At 63.6% G+C, this 18,228-nt stretch carries 19 protein-coding genes and 1 other RNA gene; 4 read left to right on the top strand and 16 right to left on the bottom strand.

Features of this window, described 5'->3' with window-relative positions:
• Positions 1-10: 10 nt before the first annotated feature.
• Together tolA and tolB are read left to right on the top strand one after the other, a co-directional pair.
• Positions 11-1,375 carry a cell envelope integrity protein TolA gene (gene tolA / locus AB4037_RS08860; RefSeq protein ID WP_441771268.1) on the top strand — a complete coding sequence of 455 codons (1,365 nt, stop codon included), beginning with the start codon at positions 11-13 and terminating at the stop codon, positions 1,373-1,375.
• Between the two features lie 37 nt (positions 1,376-1,412).
• Positions 1,413-2,741, top strand: coding sequence for a Tol-Pal system beta propeller repeat protein TolB (tolB, locus tag AB4037_RS08855; RefSeq protein ID WP_434955148.1), 1,329 nt, complete (start codon positions 1,413-1,415; stop codon positions 2,739-2,741).
• Between the two features lie 46 nt (positions 2,742-2,787).
• Here the strand turns inward: tolB and AB4037_RS08850 are convergent, their stop codons facing one another.
• The 6 genes from AB4037_RS08850 to AB4037_RS08825 all read right to left on the bottom strand — a co-directional run bounded on the left by AB4037_RS08850 (position 2,788) and on the right by AB4037_RS08825 (position 9,379).
• Positions 2,788-3,822, bottom strand: coding sequence for a bile acid:sodium symporter family protein (locus AB4037_RS08850; RefSeq protein WP_441771461.1), 1,035 nt, complete (start codon positions 3,820-3,822; stop codon positions 2,788-2,790).
• Between the two features lie 223 nt (positions 3,823-4,045).
• Positions 4,046-5,158, bottom strand: a complete 1,113-nt coding sequence (locus AB4037_RS08845; RefSeq protein WP_434955149.1) for a sulfate/molybdate ABC transporter ATP-binding protein — start codon at positions 5,156-5,158, stop codon at positions 4,046-4,048.
• A 14-nt stretch (positions 5,159-5,172) separates the two neighbouring features.
• Complete coding sequence (gene cysW, locus AB4037_RS08840) at positions 5,173-6,078, bottom strand: sulfate ABC transporter permease subunit CysW (RefSeq protein ID WP_434955150.1); 906 nt, start codon at positions 6,076-6,078, stop codon at positions 5,173-5,175.
• Positions 6,071-6,925: a sulfate ABC transporter permease subunit CysT gene (gene cysT / locus AB4037_RS08835; RefSeq protein ID WP_441771267.1), complete on the bottom strand. Its 855-nt coding sequence runs from the start codon at positions 6,923-6,925 to the stop codon at positions 6,071-6,073. Before cysT ends, cysW begins: the two co-directional genes overlap by 8 nt.
• 180 nt (positions 6,926-7,105) lie before the next feature.
• Positions 7,106-8,080 (bottom strand): sulfate ABC transporter substrate-binding protein, encoded by a 975-nt coding sequence (locus AB4037_RS08830; protein WP_441771460.1) that lies wholly within the window; start codon positions 8,078-8,080, stop codon positions 7,106-7,108.
• Positions 8,081-8,335: 255 nt separating this feature from the next.
• Entirely contained in the window at positions 8,336-9,379 is a 1,044-nt protein-coding gene (locus AB4037_RS08825; RefSeq protein ID WP_441771459.1) for a sulfate ABC transporter substrate-binding protein, read from the bottom strand.
• A 368-nt stretch (positions 9,380-9,747) separates the two neighbouring features.
• Between AB4037_RS08825 and pal the strand changes: the two genes are divergently transcribed.
• Positions 9,748-10,278 (top strand): peptidoglycan-associated lipoprotein Pal, encoded by a 531-nt coding sequence (gene pal / locus AB4037_RS08820; protein ID WP_434955153.1) that lies wholly within the window; start codon positions 9,748-9,750, stop codon positions 10,276-10,278.
• Positions 10,279-10,399: 121 nt separating this feature from the next.
• Here the strand turns inward: pal and ruvB are convergent, their stop codons facing one another.
• The 5 genes from ruvB to AB4037_RS08795 form a co-directional block, all read right to left on the bottom strand.
• Positions 10,400-11,473 (bottom strand): Holliday junction branch migration DNA helicase RuvB, encoded by a 1,074-nt coding sequence (ruvB, locus tag AB4037_RS08815; RefSeq protein ID WP_434955154.1) that lies wholly within the window; start codon positions 11,471-11,473, stop codon positions 10,400-10,402.
• Positions 11,470-12,087, bottom strand: coding sequence for a Holliday junction branch migration protein RuvA (gene ruvA / locus AB4037_RS08810; RefSeq protein WP_441771266.1), 618 nt, complete (start codon positions 12,085-12,087; stop codon positions 11,470-11,472). Before ruvA ends, ruvB begins: the two co-directional genes overlap by 4 nt.
• Before the next feature lie 72 nt (positions 12,088-12,159).
• Positions 12,160-12,978 (bottom strand): isocitrate lyase/PEP mutase family protein, encoded by an 819-nt coding sequence (locus AB4037_RS08805; RefSeq protein ID WP_441771265.1) that lies wholly within the window; start codon positions 12,976-12,978, stop codon positions 12,160-12,162.
• A gap of 118 nt (positions 12,979-13,096) precedes the next feature.
• Positions 13,097-13,606: a crossover junction endodeoxyribonuclease RuvC gene (gene ruvC / locus AB4037_RS08800; protein WP_434955157.1), complete on the bottom strand. Its 510-nt coding sequence runs from the start codon at positions 13,604-13,606 to the stop codon at positions 13,097-13,099.
• A gap of 93 nt (positions 13,607-13,699) precedes the next feature.
• Complete coding sequence (locus tag AB4037_RS08795) at positions 13,700-14,446, bottom strand: YebC/PmpR family DNA-binding transcriptional regulator (RefSeq protein ID WP_434955158.1); 747 nt, start codon at positions 14,444-14,446, stop codon at positions 13,700-13,702.
• On the opposite strand from AB4037_RS08795, the gene AB4037_RS08790 reads away from it, so the two are divergent.
• Positions 14,445-15,422, top strand: coding sequence for a HEAT repeat domain-containing protein (locus AB4037_RS08790; RefSeq protein ID WP_441771264.1), 978 nt, complete (start codon positions 14,445-14,447; stop codon positions 15,420-15,422). The two genes, AB4037_RS08795 and AB4037_RS08790, sit on opposite strands and share 2 nt — an antisense overlap.
• Positions 15,423-15,447: 25 nt before the next feature.
• Here the strand turns inward: AB4037_RS08790 and AB4037_RS08785 are convergent, their stop codons facing one another.
• The 5 genes from AB4037_RS08785 to AB4037_RS08765 form a co-directional block, all read right to left on the bottom strand.
• Positions 15,448-16,272, bottom strand: a complete 825-nt coding sequence (locus AB4037_RS08785) for a TIGR00282 family metallophosphoesterase (protein WP_441771263.1) — start codon at positions 16,270-16,272, stop codon at positions 15,448-15,450.
• 316 nt (positions 16,273-16,588) lie between these two features.
• Positions 16,589-17,167, bottom strand: coding sequence for a 5-formyltetrahydrofolate cyclo-ligase (locus AB4037_RS08780; RefSeq protein ID WP_434955160.1), 579 nt, complete (start codon positions 17,165-17,167; stop codon positions 16,589-16,591).
• Positions 17,168-17,189: 22 nt separating this feature from the next.
• Positions 17,190-17,347: non-coding RNA, 6S RNA (gene ssrS / locus AB4037_RS08775), on the bottom strand.
• A gap of 106 nt (positions 17,348-17,453) precedes the next feature.
• Positions 17,454-17,819: a cell division protein ZapA gene (locus tag AB4037_RS08770; RefSeq protein WP_434955161.1), complete on the bottom strand. Its 366-nt coding sequence runs from the start codon at positions 17,817-17,819 to the stop codon at positions 17,454-17,456.
• 1 nt (position 17,820) lies between these two features.
• Positions 17,821-18,072, bottom strand: a complete 252-nt coding sequence (locus AB4037_RS08765) for a DUF4164 family protein (RefSeq protein WP_441771262.1) — start codon at positions 18,070-18,072, stop codon at positions 17,821-17,823.
• Positions 18,073-18,228: the final 156 nt, after the last annotated feature.

Here is an 18,228-nt window from a genome sequence, read left to right as displayed (position 1 = left end):
TTTGAGTACGATGCGTGATTATGGACTTCCCGTTTCGGCGGCGGTGCATGTAATTTTGCTGGGAGCGTTGCTGTTCGCGTTTCCGGCCGCCAAGCCGCTCGACTCGGCCCCGGCCGTTCCGGTGGATATGGTCACGCCGGAACAATACGACCAGATCATGAAGGGCGATCCGACACCGTCAGCCGGCGGTGGCGGCGGACAGGAAGCGCCGCAGCAGGTGCAGGCTCCGCCGACGCCGCCCACGCGTGACGTACCGGATGCCGAAGTCGCCGACAATTCCGACGACGCCCCGCCGCCCTCGCCGACACCCAAGCCCGAATCGAAGCCGGATAAGCAGGCCCTCGCCAAGCTGGCTGAGGCCGCTGCCGCTGCCGAGGCCGCCGCCAAGGCTCAGGAACAAGCCAAGGCCGATGCTGCGGCCAAGACTGCGCAGGCCAAGGCGGAAGCCGCGGCGAAGGCGGCCCAGGCCAAGGCTGCCGCCGATGCTGCTGCCAAGGCGCAGGCCCAGGCCCGCGCCGAGCTTGCCGCCAAGGCCGATGCTGCGGCCAAGGAAGCGGCGGAGGCCGAAAAGCAGCAGAAGCTCGCCGAGGCCGCGGAGGCTGCCAAGAAGGCCGAGGCCGACAAGCAGCGCAAGGTCGCCGAAGCCGAAGCTGCCAAGAAGGCCGAGGCCGACAAACAGCGCAAGATCGCCGAGGCGGAAGCCGCCAAGAAGGCTGAGGCCGAGAAACAGCAGAAGATCGCCGACGCCGAAGCCGCCAGGAAAGCGGAAGCCCAAAAGCAGAAACAACTCGCCGATGCCAGGGCCAAGGCTGATGCCGAGCGTCAGGCTGCCATCGACAAGGCGATCGCCGACAAGAAGGCAGAGGCTGCCAAGCAGGCTTCGGCCGCCAAGAACGCCAAGCAGCTCGACGGCATTGACGGTATCCTCGCCAAGCGCAAGGCCAAGGAAGGCCAGCAGGTGGCGAGCAATGTTCCAGCAACGACGCCGAGCAAGCCCTCCGGGCGGGCGGGCAATACCCGCGACAATGTCGGCCAGACTTCATCCACCGGCAGGCCGGATGCTAGTGCGCCCCGCCTGAGTATGGGCGAGCAAATGGCGATGCAGAGCATGATCAACAGTCAGATCAGGAGCTGTCTAAATCCCTCCTTTGGTAAGGATGGGGCCGGTGATAGCGCAACCATCCGCCTGCATATGAATGAGGACGGCACCATTGCGGACGCCCAATTGGTGAGTGCAAGCAATCCGACGGTCGCCGGTGCTGTTACGCGTGCAGTCAAGCGCTGCATCACAGCAGAGAACCCCTTGAAGTTCAAACGAGACCTCTACGCATCCTGGAAGGTCTTCAACTATGTCGTGAAGCCCGGCAGCTTTTGACCGAGTGTAAGGCCTTCCGAAAAATCGAGAGATGAGAATGTCCATCGCCTCCTTGTTACATAAAAAGGTCAGCCTTCTATTGGCCGCACTGGCCGTGGCCACTTTGAGCACGACGGTACCAGCGGCTGCGCAGAGCAGCATATTGACGCTGACCTATGATGGAGCGACGGCGGTTACCCCTGTTTCCGTTGCTGTTATGCCCATCAGCGGGGGCGGACGCGATCTCTCGGGCGTAATCAGCAACGACCTTGGTCGCTCGGGTTTGTTCCAGCCGATCGATTCCAAGGCTTTCGTCGAGCAGGTAGGACCAAACGCGGCGCCTAATTTCGCCAGCTGGCAGACGCTGAATGCCCAGGTCGTGGTGGCCGGCCAAGTAGTGGCAGGTGGGAGCGGTCTCAGCATCCAGGTTCGTGTCTGGGATGTCGTCCAAGGCAAGCAGATTGCCGGCCAGCAGTTCTCGACCTCTGCCAATAACTGGCGTCAGCTCGGCCATGTCGCCGCCAACGCGGTATTCAAGGCAGTGACGGGTGAGCCCGGCGCTTTCGACACACGCATCGCTTTTATCTCCGAATCCGGCTCCAAGGATAAGCGCGTGAAGCGTCTTGCCGTCATGGACCAGGATGGCGCAAATACCGTCTATCTCAGCCGTGGCACCGATCTGGTGCTGACGCCGCGCTTCTCTCCGACCAACCAGGAGCTGACCTATCTGTCCTTCGGCAATGCCGATCCCCGCGTCTATCTGGCCAATGTCCAGACCGGCCAGCGTGAAGTGGTCGGCAACTTCCCGGGCATGACCTTCTCGCCGCGGTTTTCGCCCGATGGCCGCAAGGTCATCATGAGCTTGGAGAAGAACGGCTCCTCGACCATCCAATTGCTGAATCTGCAGTCGAAGCAGGCGACGCAGCTCACCAATGGCAGCGCGATCGATACCTCGCCATCCTATTCACCGGATGGCAGCCGCATCGTGTTCGAGTCGGACCGCGGCGGCACCCAGCAGATCTACATCATGAACGCCGATGGTTCGAACCAGCAGCGCATCACCGGCGGTGATGGCGGTGCTCGCTACTCGACTCCGGTGTGGTCGCCCCGCTCCGACCTGATCGCCTTCACCCGCCAGAAAGGCGGCCAGTTCGGCATCGGCATCATGAAGCCGGACGGTACGGGCGAGCGCATGATCACCGAGGGCTTCCACAATGAAGGCCCGACTTGGGCCCCCAACGGTCTCTATCTGATGTGGTTCCGCGACCTTGGCCAGGGCCCGCAGCTCTGGCAGGCCTCGATCTTCGGCACCCCCGAGCAGCGCGTGCCGACGCAAGGCTATGCCTCCGACCCGGCTTGGTCCGCCAATCTGTTCAAGCGGAATTAACGGGGAAAGCTGTTCGGCTTTCATGTATCGGCTCAAGCCCTCCCCTTCATCGGGGAGGGTTTTTCATTTGGCCTGCGACGATTGCTTCCTTCGCGGCGGCCTTGCGGGTGGGCCAGTCCTCGTCCGCAATTTCAGCCTCGTCGAGTGCCACCGGTTTGAGGCGCCGGGCATAGCGCTGGGCCAGGATGGCGCAGGTCATCAGCTGGATCTGGTGGAAGAGCATCAGCGGCAGCACGATGGCCCCGATGTTCTGGCCGGCGAAAATCACGGTTGCCATCGGCACGCCGGTGGCGAGGCTTTTCTTCGAGCCGCAGAACACGATGGTGATCTCGTCCTCCTTGGAGAAGCCGAGACGGCGGCTGCCATAGGTGGTGATAACCAGCACCAAAGCGAGCAGGGCGGCATCGACGAACACCATGGTGAGCAAGGCCGTAGCCGAGAATTGCCGCCACAGGCCGCCCGTGACGGCATCGGAAAAGGCCAGATACACCACCATCAGGATCGAGCCGCGGTCGACGAAGCTCAGCACATAGCGGTGCCGGCGCACGAAACTACCGATCCAGGGTTGCAGCACCTGGCCGAGCACGAAGGGCAGCAGGAGCTGGGTGACGATGGTGATCAGGACGGAACCGGAAAAGCCCGCGCCGCGCGAAGCGAAAAGCAGGCCCGCCAGCAGCGGTGTGATGAAGATGCCGAGAATGTTGGAGCCCGATGCCGCGCAGACGGCAGCAGGGACATTGCCGCCCGCTATCGACGTGAAGGCGATCGAGGACTGTACCGTCGAGGGCAGGATGGCGAGGAAGAGGATGCCGCTGGCCAGCGTCGGCGTCAGCGCCGAGACCAGGCCGTAATCGAGGGCGAGCGCCAGTACCGGGAAGAGGGCGTAGGTCGATAGCAGGATGGTCAGGTGCAGGCGCCAATGCGAAAGACCGGCAATCACCGTTTCGCGCGAGAGCCGGGCACCGTGCAGGAAAAAGAGCAGGGCGATCGCGCCGTTGGTCAGGGCTCCGAATATCTCGGCCGGCTTGCCCGCGATGGGCATGAAGCTCGCCAACGCCACGACGCCCAGCAGCATCAGCATGAAATTGTCGGGGCGGAAGCGCGAGAACAAGTTGATGACCACCTGACGGGGAGAGACGGTGTTGCCGAAAAGACCGGCGCCGAAAACGCCGCTCAGCGTTAACCCATCCTTGCGAGGGGCGGAAGCCTCACCAGCGCCGTGGCGGGCAGGCGCAGACCTGCCATGCACGCGCCGTGTGGGAGCAGGACGCTCGCAGCGCTGCTGTGCCGCACCATCGGCGGGGTCAGGCGCGCTGGAAGGCGCTCGGCCGGACGACCACCGGTTCGGTGGCCGCGCCGCGGAAATAGCGGGCCTCGCCATTGCCGGCGAAAAGAGCGGCGTTGAGCAGCTTCAGGCCGACCGGCTTGTTGTTCTCGCTGGTCCTGAGACTGGGCGTATCGACCTCCACCACCGTGCCTTGGGTGCCCAGGGCCACCTCCAGGCGGCGGGTGGCGCCGACGCGGCGCTGCGCCACGATCAACCCGTTGAGGACCGATGCGCCCGGTTCGACCGGTGCGACGTCGTGCGGGCGTAAGAACAGGCTGGCCGGCCCGTCCGGCAGGCCGTCGGCATTGAAGGGCAAAGCGGTGCCTTCGAGCAGGATGCGACCCTGCGAAATCGTCACCGGCACACGGCTCGACTCGCCGATGAACCCGAAGATGAAGGGGGTGGCCGGATGGTCGTAGATTTCGTCGGGCACGCCGAGCTGGTCGATGCGGCCCTTGTCCAGCACGGCGATGCGATCCGACAGCTCCAGCGCCTCGTCCTGGTCGTGGGTGACGAAGATGGTGGTGTGGCCGGTCTTGTCATGGATGGTGCGCAGCCAGCTGCGCAATTCCTTGCGGACCTTGGCATCGAGGGCGCCGAAGGGCTCATCGAGCAGCAATACCTTGGGTTCCACCGCCAAGGCGCGGGCGAGGGCGACGCGCTGGCGCTGGCCGCCGGAGAGCTGGGACGGGAAGCGCTGGCCGAAAGCGCCGAGTTGCACCAGATCGAGGAGTTCGGCCACACGCCGGACGATTTCGCCTTCTGCCGGCCGCTTGGCGCGCGGGCGCACCCGCAGGCCATAGGCGACATTGTCAGCCACCGTCATGTGGCGGAACAACGCATAATGCTGGAATACGAAGCCGACCCGGCGCTCCTGCACCGTCAGGCCGGCCGTGTCGTCCGTGCCGAAAAAGACCGTGCCGGTGGTAGGGCGCTCGAGCCCGGCGATGATGCGCAGCAGCGTGGTCTTGCCTGATCCGGAAGGGCCGAGCAGGCCGAGCAACTCGCCCGACTTGATGTCGAGATCGATGCCGTGCAAGGCCGGCGAGACGCCGTAGCTCTTGGTCAGGCCAGTAACGCGGATATCCATGGATCTGGTCCTTATCAGTGCTTGGCGCCGTGGGCGAGTTCATCGCCATAGCGCCATTCGAGCAGCGTCTTGGCCACGAGGGTCACCAGGGCCAGCAGGGCAAGCAGGGAAGCGACGGCAAAGGCGGCAATCGCGGCCGAGCCTCCACCTTCATAGAGGATCTGGATATGCAGCGGCATGGTGTTGGTGCCGCCGATGACGTGGCCCGATACCACCGAGACCGCTCCGAACTCGCCCATGGCCCTGGCATTGCACAAGAGTACGCCATAGAGCAGGCCCCAGCGAATGTTGGGCACGGTCACCGTCCAGAACATTTTCAGCGGCGAAGCGCCCAGCGTCAGCGCCGCCTCCTCGTCCGCCTTGCCCTGGGCCTGCATCAGCGGAATGAGTTCGCGCGCCACGAAGGGGAAGGTGACGAAGATGGTGGCGAGCACGATGCCGGGCAGGGCGAAGATGATCTGGATGCGATGGGCTGATAGCCAGGGGCCGAGCAGGCCCTGGGCGCCGAACAGCAGCACGAAGACGAGGCCCGCCACCACCGGTGACACCGAGAAGGGCAGGTCGATCAGGGTGATGAGCAGGCTCTTGCCCTTGAAATCGAACTTGGCCACGGCCCAGGCCGCGATCACGCCGAAGACGATGTTGAGCGGCACCGCGATCAGGGCGACGATCAAGGTCATCCAGACGGCCGTGCGGGTATCAGGGTCCTCGAAGGACTCAAAATAGGCGGCCGCTCCGCTGCGGAAGGCCTGGTAGAACACCTCGATCAGCGGCATTACCAGGAAGGCCGCCAGGAAAGCGAGGGCGATGCCGATCAGCACGCGCCGGACAAGGCGGGATTCACTGGTGACGTTGTGTTCGCGCGAGACGGGCGGTTCGCGATAGAGCTCGATCGCGAGTTCGGAGGTCGCTTCAGGCATCACCCATCCTCCTGCGGCTCCAGGCCTGGATCAGGTTGATCGCCAGCAGCATGGCGAAGGAAATCGCCAGCATGATGATGGCGATGGCGGCGGCATCGGCATATTTGTTCTGCTCGAGCTTCTGGAAGATCAGGCTCGGCACGATCTCCGAGACATAGGGGATGTTGCCTGCGATGAAGATCACCGAGCCATATTCCCCGACGGCGCGGGCGAAGGCGAGGGCAAAGCCGGTCAGCACCGCCGGCAGCAAGGGCGGCAGCAGCACGCGCGTCACCGTCTGGAAGCGCGTGGCACCGAGCGTGGCCGAGGCCTCCTCGATCTCCTTGTCGATCTCGGCGAGCACCGGCTGGAGCGTACGCACCACGAAGGGCAGGCCGATGAAGACGAGGGCGACGAAGATGCCCTTGGTGGTGAAAGCGACCTTGATGCCGGCAAGGGCGAAGAACTGGCCGATCCAGCCATTGGAGGCATAGAGGCTCGACAAGGCGAGGCCCGCCACGGCTGTCGGCAGGGCAAAGGGTAGGTCCACGGCGGCATCGACCAGGCGCTTGCCCGGGAAGTCATAGCGGACGAGCACCCAGGCGACGATGACGCCGAAGACGACATTGACCAGGGCCGCGAGGAGCGAAATGCCGAAGGTGACCCTCAGGGCGGCGGAAACCTGTCCCTCGGTCGCGATTGCCATGATGCCGGAAGGGCCGAGCACGGCCGCCTTCTGCAACAGCGCGGCCAGGGGGATCAGCACGATCAGGCTGAGATAGAAGATCGTGTAGCCCAGCGTCAGCCCGAAGCCCGGCAGGGCGGTCGGCTTGACGAAGGGGGCTCGCAAGGTGGCGGCAAGAGCCATGGGTGTCCTGTGGCGATCACATTCCCTTACCCTCCCCTGGAGGGGGAGGGTCGGCCCGAAGGGCCGGGGTGGGGTGAAATAGGGGGCGCTGGAAATGGATGCGGGGGGACCTCACCACGGAGAGTCATCCCACCCCGAGGCTTCGCCTCGACCCTCCCCCTCCAGGGGAGGGTAGGTCCACTACCCCTTCGGCTTGTAGATCTGGTCGAAGATGCCGCCATCGGCGAAATGCTTGGCCTGAACCTTGGCCCAGCCACCGAATTGGGGCTCGGAAATCGTAAACAGCTTCAACTTGGCAAAACGAGCGAGATCGGCCGGATCGGCGGCTGCCTCGTCGCTGGCGCGATAGCCGTTATGGGCGATGATCTTCTGGGCGGCCGGGGTGTAGAGAAAATTGAGATAGGCCTCGGCCTGCTTGCGCGTGCCCTTGGCGTCGACATTGGCGTCGACGATGCTGACGGGCGGTTCGGCCAGGATCGAGATCGAGGGAACCACGACCTCCAGCTTGTCCTCGCCGAATTCCTTCAGCGTCAGGAAGGCCTCGTTCTCCCAGGCGATCATCACGTCGCCGACTTCGCGCTGCGCGAAGGTGATGGTGGCGCCGCGGGCCGCCGAGTCGAGCACCGGCACGTTGTGGTAGAGCGCAGCCACGAAATCGCGGGTCTTGGTCTCGTCGCCGCCGGTCTTGTCCCAGGCATAGCCCCAGGCAGCCAGATAGTTCCAGCGCGTGCCGCCGCCTGTCTTGGGATTGCCGGTGATCACGGCGACGTCGGGGCGCACGAGGTCGCCCCAGTCCTTGATGCCCTTGGGATTGCCCTTGCGCACCACGAAAACGATGGTGGAGGCATAGGGCGTGGAATTGCGCGGCAGGCGGGACTGCCAGTTTTCCGGGATCTTGTTGGTCGCCTTGGCGATGGAATCGATGTCGTTGGACAGGGCCAGCGTCACCACATCGGCATCGAGCCCGTCGATGACGGCGCGCGCCTGCTTGCCGGAGCCGGCATGGGACTGCTTGATGGTGACGTCCTCGCCCGTCTTGGCCTGCCAGTCCGCCGCGAACGCCTTGTTGATGTCCTTGTAGAGCTCGCGCGTGGCGTCATAGGACACGTTGAGAAGCTCGGCGGCATGGCCGCGCGCGGGCGCGCCAAAGGTCATCCACAGCACGAAGCCGAGAGCCAGCAGCACGGCGAGAGTGTCGCGAAGGCGGGTGGGGCTGGTCATGCCGTTCATTTCACAACCTGGAAGTGGGAAAGGAGAATTTACAACTTCTTTATATATCCACTAAATCAATCGACATTGTCAATGTGTTAAATGCAATAAATTCCACAACAATTATGTGTTATATGGCGACTGCCGCCAAAAGGAAAGCGGGCCCTTGGGGCCCGCTCTGATCGCGTTCGTTTGTGCGCCTTATTGCGGCTTGTAGATCTCGTCGAACACGCCGCCATCGCCGAAATGCTTGGGCTGGGCGGTCTTCCAGCCCCCGAAGCGGGGATCGTCGATGGTCACCAGCTTGAGCTTGGGGAAGCGGGCGAGATCGGCCTTGTCGGCTGCGGCTTCATCGATCGGCCGATAGAAGTTGTGGGCGATGATCTTCTGGGCGGCCGGGGTGTAGAGGAAGTTGAGATAGGCCTCGGCCTGCTTGCGCGTGCCCTTGGCATCGACATTGGCGTCGACGATGGCCACCGGCGGCTCGGCTAGGATCGAGGAGGAAGGTGAGACGATCTCGTATTTGTCGGCACCGAACTCCTGCAGCGTGAGGAAGGCCTCATTCTCCCAGGCGATCAGGACGTCGCCGGTGTCGCGCTGGGCGAAGGTGACGGTGGAGCCGCGGGCGCCCGAGTCGAGCACGGGAACGTTGCGATAGAGCGCCGCCACGAAGTCGCGGGCCTTGGTCTCGTCGCCGCCATTCTTGTCGAAGGCGTAGCTCCACGCGGCCAGATAGTTCCAGCGAGCGCCGCCGCTCGTCTTGGGGTTGGGCGTGATCACCGCAATGCCGGGCTTGACCAGATCGTCCCAATCCTTGACGCCCTTGGGATTGCCCTTGCGCACCACGAAGACGATGGTCGAGGTATAGGGCGAGGAATTGTGCGGCAGGCGTGACTGCCAATTGTCCGGAAGCTTCTTGGTCGCCTTGGCGATGGCGTCGATGTCGCCGGACAGAGCGAGGGTGACTACATCGGCTTCCAGGCCATCGATGACCGAGCGCGCCTGCTTGCCCGAACCGCCATGCGACTGCTTGATGGTCAGGTCCTCACCGGCCTTGGCCTTCCAGTCGGCGATGAAGGCGGTGTTGATCTCCTTGTAGAGCTCGCGCGTCGGATCATAGGAGACATTGAGCAATTCGGCGGCGCGGGCGCCGGCAAGAGCGCCGAAGACCAGCCAGAGCACGAGGCCGAGGGCCAGGAGTACGCCGAGCGTGTCCCTCAGGCGCGCAAGGCGGAGCGTTTTGATCGTCATGATGTCGGTTTCCAGTCGGGAGAAGCGTGTCCCGAATGTCCACTAAATCAATCGACCTTGTCAATCTATAAAGTGCATAGATTAATGGTATTATAAATTAATTCACATTAAGTGAATGTGCGACAAGATTGCCACAGTGCATGAGAAAGGCGGCCTGCCTTGCCCGAGCCCAGCCGGAGCCACCTTTGCGCCGGAATTGATCAGCACTTGGTTAACCATAGTGGCAATTTGGCTCTTGCGGCGAGGCGCGGCGGTACCACAGCGGCCAAGAAATCGCCACGGGCCGTGTTTCCAGAACGTTCGATTAACCAGCTTTCGCTATGGCTGGTTTACCAATTCTGACGACCGGAGGAGTAACCGGAATGATGACGTCCCTGCGCGCGGTCCCCGCACTGCGCTTTGCCGCTGCACTGACCTGCGTGCTTGCACTGGCGGCCTGTAAGAGCAAATCGGGTGCCGATGGTGGCCTCGGCGGTCCCGGTGGAGCCGGCGGTGGCGGCTACGGAGCCGGTGGCGCTGCATCGCCCGGTAGCCAGCAGGACTTCGTCGTGAATGTCGGCGATCGCGTGCTGTTCCTCGTCGACCAGTCCGACATCACCCCTGAGGGTCAGCAGACGCTGAACAAGCAGGCCCAGTGGCTGAAGGCCTATCCGCGCTACTCCGTCACCGTCGAAGGTCATGCCGACGAGCGTGGCACGCGTGACTACAACTTCGCCCTCGGCCAGCGCCGCGCCCAGTCGGTGCGCGACTATCTGATGGCACAGGGCATTTCCGGCGGTCGCATGCGCACGATCTCCTACGGCAAGGAGCGCCCGGTCGCGACCTGCAACGACATCTCCTGCTGGTCGCAGAACCGCCGCGCCGTCACCGTGCTGAACGGCGGCAATTCCTAAGTTGGGGGGCAGGTCTTCGGACCCGCCTGACCCGTGGCGGATCGTGATTATGCATAAGAAGGGCGCCCATCGAGGCGCCCTTTCCATTGGAAGAAGACGGGTCCGAAGACCCACCCCACCATCACTCTTCGTCGGTGAACAGCGGCATCTGCGGCGTCGTCGAACTCGGCACTGCCAGGCCGAGATGGCGATAGGCATGCGGGGTCATCACCCGGCCGCGCGGCGTGCGCTGCAGGAAGCCCTGCTGGATCAGATAGGGCTCGATGATGTCCTCGATGGCATCGCGCGGTTCGGAGAGGGCTGCGGCGATGGTCTCGATGCCCACAGGGCCGCCGCCGAAGCTGAGGGCGACCAGATTGAGGTAGCGGTTGTCCATGGCATCGAGCCCTGCCTGGTCGACTTCCAGCGCGCTCAGGGCCTTGTCGGCGATGGTGCGGGTAATGGTCTCGGCGCCCAGAACCGAGGCGAAGTCGCGCACGCGGCGCAGCAGGCGCCCGGCGATGCGGGGCGTACCGCGCGCGCGCCGGGCGATCTCGTTGGCACCGTCCTCGGCGATCGGCGTACCCATCACGCGCCCGCCACGCTTCACGATGAGCTCAAGCTCCTCCACCGTATAGAATTGCAGGCGGATGGGAATGCCGAAGCGGTCACGCAGCGGCGTGGTCAACAGGCCGGCCCTGGTGGTGGCGCCGACCAGTGTGAACTTGGCAAGATCGATGCGCACCGACCGTGCCGCCGGTCCCTCGCCGATGATGAGGTCGAGCTGGAAATCCTCCATCGCCGGATAGAGGATTTCTTCCACCGCCGGATTAAGGCGATGGATCTCGTCTATGAACAAGACGTCGCGTTCCTCGAGATTGGTGAGCAGTGCGGCGAGATCGCCCGCCTTGGCGATCACCGGCCCCGACGTGGCACGAAAATTGACCCCGAGTTCGCGCGAGACGATCTGGGCCAGCGTGGTCTTGCCCAGGCCGGGGGGACCGACGAACAGCACATGGTCGAGGGCGTCGCCTCGCTTGCGGGCAGCCTCGATGAAGACGGAGAGATTTTCGCGCGCCTTGGCCTGGCCGACAAATTCGGAAAGATCCTGTGGGCGCAGCGTGGAGTCGGTCGTATCCTCGTTGCGCTGGTCACCGTCCAGCAGCCGGGCAGCCTTGGGCGCCTCAGCGCCGGATTGTCGCCGCGTCGGCTTCATCGCGACAATTCCTTCAGGCCGAGGCGAATGAGCTTGGCCGTCTCGGCACCTTCGCCAGCTTCACGCAGGGCGGAAGCGATGGCGGCCGAGACCTGGGTCTGGCCATAGCCGAGATTGACCAGGGCTGAGACGGCGTCGCTGATCGGGCCGGCGGCGCGCTGTTCGCCGAGATCGGCCTGCAGGCTGATCACATCGGCCGGGACGTGGCCGAAGCTCGGCACCTTGTCCTTGAGTTCGGTGACGATGCGCTGGGCCACCTTGGGACCGACGCCAGGAGCCCGCGCCACGGCGGCCTTGTCCCCGAGCGCGATGGCAGAGGCAAGGTCCGCCGGTTTGAGCGTGGAGAGGATGGCGAGTGCCACCCGGGTGCCGATGCCCTGCACCGTCTGCAACAGGCGGAACCAGTCCCGCTCATTGTCGCTGGTGAAGCCGAACAGCCGGATCTGGTCCTCGCGCACATAGGTCTCGATGGCGAGCACAGCCGCTTCGCCGGCGGAGGGCAGGGCGCCGAGCGTGCGGCTGGAGCAATAGACGACATAGCCCACACCCTGCACGTCGAGGATCACCCAATCCTCGCCATAGCTGTCAACGATGCCGCGCAGTTTACCAATCATGAGACCCTCATCGGGCCATATCTAGCGGTTTCGATTGATTCGTGCGCCCGCTTCACGTGCCGAGGTCCCGTCTCAGGCGCCCTTGCCGAACAGGGCGCTGAGCTCGGCATAGGACATGGCATCCTTGGCAAAGCCGAAGCTTCCCTGGTCGCGCAGCTCGAGGGCGGCACGCTTCAAGGCGCCGAAAGCCGCCCGGGCGAAGGAGCCGCCGACGCTGACGCGGCGCACGCCGAGCCTGGCGAGATCGGCGACGGTGAAATCCTGCCCGCCCACGGTGAACAGGACGTTGAGCGGCCTGTCGATCGAGCTCAGCACGCTGGAAATCTGGTCGAGGCGGGTCAAGGCAGGCGCGTAGAGCACTTCGGCTCCCGCTTCCTGGAAGGCCTGGAGGCGGCGGATGGTGTCGTCGAGGTCGGCGATACCATGCAGAAAGTTCTCGGCGCGGGCGGTGAGCACGAATCCCCCGGCGCGTGCCGCCTCGGCCGCGGCGCGGACGCGGTCGACGGCATGGCCGAACTCGTAGATCGGCCGGTCGGGTCGACCGGTGGCATCCTCGATCGAGCCTCCGGCGAGCCCCACCTCGATGCCGGCAAGGATGGTGCGCCGGCAGTCCTCGGGTGAGTCGCCGAAACCGTTTTCGAGATCGGCGCTTACCGGCAGGCTGGTCGCTTCCACGATGACCCGCGCATTGGCGAGGGTTTCCTCGCGCGTCATCTGGCCGTCCTTGCGCCCCACCGTGAAAGCCAGGCCGGCACTGGTGGTAGCGATCGCTGAAAAGCCTAGCGAATCAAGAAGTTTGGTGGACCCGGCATCCCAGGCGTTGGGTATGAGGAAAAGTTCGGGGCGCTGGTGCAGTTCGGAGAAGACGGCGGCGCGGCGAGCCAGGGTCATGGCGAATCCTCAGATAAATTCACGGTTTGTTCTAGGGGTGCGAAGCGCGGGAGGCAAGCGCTATTTCCCTGGGGCCGGCGCTTCTCAACCTGCGGGTCCAGTGGGCGCCGCCAGGGAATTACTTCAGGATCGCCGCCAGATTATGGCTGGTGCGGTGATGGGCGTGGGTGATGGCGACGGCGAGGGCATCGGCCGCGTCCTCCGATTTCGGATCGGCCTTGGGCAGCAGCACCTTGATCATCAGGCCGATCTGCTTCTTGTCGGCGTGGCCGGAGCCGACGACGGTCTTCTTGACGAGGTTGGGCGCATATTCGCTGACGGCGAGGCCGGCTTGGGCCGGCACCAGCATGGCAATGCCGCGAGCCTGGCCGAGCTTCAGGGTCGCCGTGGCGTCCTTGTTGACGAAAGTCTTCTCGACGGCGGCCTCGTCCGGCTCGAAGCGCGTCATCACCTCCGTCAGGCCCTCATGCAAGGCGAGCAGGCGGTGGGCGAGTTCTTCGCTGTCATCGGAAAATACGGTGCCGCAGGCGATGAAGGTCAGCCGGTTGGCCAGTACCTCGATCACGCCCCAGCCGGTGCGGCGCAGGCCGGGGTCGACGCCGAGGATACGGATGGGGGTCTGTGACATGACTTCCTGGGACCGCCGGCATCCCTGCCGGCTCTTGGAATCGCTGTGCTTGCAGGATGGGAAGAGCCGGCTGGAAGCCGGCGATCCCAGGATTTACTCCGCCAGCTTCGCCATCATGGCGTCGGAAAGCTCGAAATTGGCGTAGACATGCTGCACGTCGTCATGGTCGTCGAGATTGTCGACCAGGCGCATCAGCTTTTCGCCGGTCTCGTCATCGACGGCCACTGTGTTCTGCGGCCGCCAGACCAGGCTGGATTTACGGGCTTCGCCGAGCTGGGTCTCCAGAGCCTTGGTCACTTCGGCGAGGTTCTCGGCGGCGCAGATGAATTCGTGGCCGTCTTCGGAGGAAGAACAATCATCGGCGCCGGCTTCCAGTGCTGCTTCGAGCATCGCGTCGGAGGAGCCTTTGTCCGCGTCATATTCGATCACGCCAACTCGGTCGAACATGAAGGACACGGCGCCGGTCTCGGCGAGATTGCCGCCAGCCTTGGTGAAATAGGAGCGCACGTCCGATGCAGTACGGTTGCGGTTGTCGGTGAGCGCTTCGACGATCAGCGCCACGCCGCCCGGGCCATAGCCCTCATAGCGGATCTCGTCATAGTTCTCGCCATCGGTGCCGGCGGCCTTCTTGACGGCGCGGTCGATGTTGTCCCTGGGCATGTTTTCAGCGCGCGCGGCCAGGATGGCTGCCCGCAGCCGTGCATTCATGTTGGGATCGGGCAGGCCGAGCTTGGCCGCGACGGTGATTTCACGGGCGAGCTTGGAAAACAGTTTCGAACGCTTGGCATCCTGCTTGCCCTTGCGGTGCATGATGTTGGCGAATTGGGAATGACCGGCCATGTGTGTATCTTGCCTTGATGTCGTCTGCGGGCTCGCGAAGCGCGAGCCGAGTGAATTGTGGCCGGCTTATAGAATTGGTGGCGAGAAAAATCCATCCCGGCTTGGCGATTCAGGCAAGGACGTCATCATATGGCGTGTGCTTTTACCAGGGTACAGTGGTGCTGCTTTGAATGATAGCCGCCGCCTCACTTCTCAGCCGGCTGAAAATCCGTCTGGTCCAATCTTCCCGCAGGAGACCAGCGACTTGATCGAACGGGCTGTCGAGCATGAAAGACAGGAGGACTGTTCCCGTAATCAGGCGCTTGTCATCTTGCAGGCCCGTGGCAGCCGTGAGGTTCTGGAAGCTGCCATAATGCTTTGCCGTTCGGAAAACCCGGTCCGACGCAATGTCGGTGCCACAATTCTCGGACAACTCGGTAACCCACGCAGTTTCCCGGAAGAGTGTTGCGACGTCCTGCTGGAGCTCGTCAGATCGAATCCGGAACTGGAAGTGCTGCGATGCGCGCTGTTTTCACTTGGTCACCTTGCCAATCCGCGCTGCCAACCCGATCTCATGCGGTTCGCCAATCATACGGACCCGCTTGTTCGTTATGCGGTGGCATTTTCCTTTCATGCACCGCAGACGGAGGAAGCCGTCCAGACCTTGTTGCGCCTCATGAAGGAACGGGAAGAAGTTCGCGTTCGCGATTGGGCGACGAGAGCTCTGGGTTTGTCGGAGGCAGATGGCGAGGCCATCCGCGACGCCCTCCTGGCGAATGCCGTGGACGAGGATGAGATCGTGCGGACAGAAGCGTTGCAAGGCCTCGCCCGGCGAAAGGATCGCCGCGCCGTCGCTTATCTGATCGAGGAGCTGTTGACGCCGACTTGTCACGTCGATGACTTCGCCGATGCCGCGAAGATCTATCTCGGGTTGAATGCGGAGCAGGAATTTGATCCTGCTGAATTGATCGCTCTCCTGCAAGCCAAGCGACAATAGAGCGAGGCGTCGTTACTGAATCAGGTCATTCGAGCCAGAAATCGGGCTCGGCCTGCGACAGCTTTCCGCCGATGCGTACAGGCGCGATCTTCACCGCCAGGCCGGTGCGATCGTCGGTTTCCACGGCCAGGCCCGACAGGGTTGCCTCGCCCGTCGCCGGCTCGAAGCGCAGGCCCGGCGTCTTCTGGATGAAGCGGCGGATGGGCTCTTCCTTGTCCATGCCGAGCACGCTGTCATAGTCGCCGCACATGCCGGCATCCGACATATAGGCAGTGCCATGGCCGAGGATCTGATGGTCTGATGTCGGCACATGGGTGTGGGTGCCGATCACCAGGCTGGCCCGTCCGTCGGCGAAATGGCCGAGCGCCTGCTTTTCGCTGGTGGCTTCGGCATGCACGTCCACCACTACGGCGTCGGCGCCGAGGCCGAGCGGGCAGGCGGCGAGCTCGCGCTCGAGGGCCGCGAAGGGATCGTCGAGCGCGTCCATATAGACCCGGCCCATCACCTGGACGACCAGCAGCCGCATGCCGTTCTTCAGGTCCACCAGCGTGGCACCGCGCCCCGGGGTGCCCTTGGGATAGTTGGCAGGACGGATCAGCCGCGGTGCCCGCTCGATGAAGACGAGAGCTTCGCGCTGATCGAAGGAATGATTGCCGAGCGTCACGACATCTGCGCCGGAAGCGACGACCTCGTCGAAGATTGCCTCCGTCAGGCCGAAGCCGCCGGCGGCGTTCTCGCCGTTGATGATGACGGCGTCGAGCTTCCAGGCCTCGCGCAAGCCGGGTAGGCGTTCGATCACGGCGTTGCGGCCGGTGCGGCCGACGATGTCGCCCAGGAACAACAGACGCATATTAGGGCCTGCCCTCAGCTATGGATTGGATTTGACGGGAGCGATTTTGGCCGAGGATGTCCGCACTTGCTTCGCAAGTGCGTGGGAGTTCGAGGACGCAAGCCTTTCGGCTTGCTACGTCTGCCACAGGCTTTGCCTGTGGCAGGAATGACGTGCTCATCGGCCAAAAGCGCCCCGCCGCCAAAGGCGGTGAGGTGAAAAATGGTCGTCTGCAGCGTCGCTTCGCTTGCCAAGACAGAAGTCTTGGCAGCGCTCGCTCCTCCCATCCAACCATTTTTGACCTCATCAAATTCCAAACCATAGCTGAGGGCAGGCCCTAACGCCCCGTCACTGTGATGATTTCGTTTTCGGTGGCGATGGCATCGAGCGGCACGTCATGGTGCTCGGCCGGGAGGACCGCGACTTCCTGGCAGGCGAACGCGTAGCCGAGGGTGAAGACGGGATGCATCGCCCGCAATTGCGGTATGGTGCGATCGTAGAAACCCGCGCCATAGCCGATGCGGTAGCCACGCCGGTCGAAGGCGACGGGTGGCACCAGAAGCACCTGGGGATGCACTTCCTCCGCCTCGGGCGAGGGCTCGGGGATGTTGTGGCGTCCCACCACCAGCGGATCGCCCGGTGCCCAGGCACGGAAGGTGAGGGGGTGCCCATATTTCGGTGTGGTCGGCAAGGCCAGCTTGCGACCCGTATGGTGCAGGCGCTCGGCGATTTCGCCGGGATGAATCTCGTCGCGAAAGGCCTGGTAGAGACCGACGATACCGCTGGTGTATTTCAGGCGGCTGAAGGCGTGATGGGCGGCTCTCGCCGTCGCTGACTGGCGCTGATGACCGCGGATCTCTGCACGTGCCGCCATTGCCTTGTGGCGCAACTGGGTCTTGTGATCGGTAGAGGCCATTACACGTTTGGAAAGAGGAGGGAGCGGGCCACCTCGGCCGTTGGACGTTTCGATCCCGGGTGCCTACTGATGTAGGTGGGCGCCGTAATGTCCGAGCCCTCGAGCAAGAACAGTGACAGCTCCCTTGGGAGTCGTATGGCCCCGGGGATACAGTTGTCCTGACGAACCAGGCAGCACCGCATTCAGATAATAAGGGCGAGACGGTGCGAGCGCCAGAGGTCGATGAAAATATTGCTGGGAGCGCTGGCTTCCTGAGATGCCTGCGCTCCCGGAAAATTCAGATGCCCTATACGCCTGTCTTCGACAGAGAATCGATCAGCTTCTCGACCCGGACGGCGGCATCGGTCAGGGCCTGGGTCACCCGCATCTGGGTCTGCTGCTCGCGCTGCAGCGCATTGTCGCGGGTCTGGCGCAATTCGTCGAGATCATGCTGCAATCCGGCCGCCCGCCGCTGCATCTCAGCCAGCTCGTCCGCGACCATGATGCCGGCCATCACGGCGAGACGCATATCCCCGATTTCGCCGAATGACGAACGCAGGGCATCGATCTTGGCATCGAGCTGGCGGCCGAGGCCGAGGAGATGCTCTTCCTGGCCCTCGTCGCACGCCATGCGATAGGCGCGGCCCGCAATGGTGACGGATACATGCGCCATGCTAGCTGTCCTGCGGCTCAAGCACGTGACGGATGGAATCCATCGCCTGGTCGAGGCGTCGCGATACGTCGCGATTGGCGGTTTCCATCGCCGTGAAGCGTGCATAGCTCGCATCGAGTTCCAAGGCGAGACGATTGCGATCTTCCGACAGGGCCTGCACTTCGATGCGATGTCCGCCGATGGTCCGGTCGAGTTCCGCGCGATGCTCGGCGGCCTCTTCGAGCTGAACCAGGGCCATATTCAATCGTTGCAAGGCTGCATCCACAGACAAGGGCTTACTCACTCTTTCCCTATAGCGGCATTTCGTCGAATCATGACAGGGCCGCTCCGCGTTTTTGCTTAAATATCAAAGTATCGCGGTTTCGCCCAAGGGCCAAGTGAAAGCCGCCAGCCTTCCCCTGGTGATACG

The organism is Labrys sp. KB_33_2 (assembly GCF_052114505.1).
In the GTDB taxonomy this organism is placed as follows: domain Bacteria; phylum Pseudomonadota; class Alphaproteobacteria; order Rhizobiales; family Labraceae; genus Labrys.
Note: the sequence above shows the minus strand (reverse complement) of the source record. Positions and strands in the feature narration are given on the sequence as shown.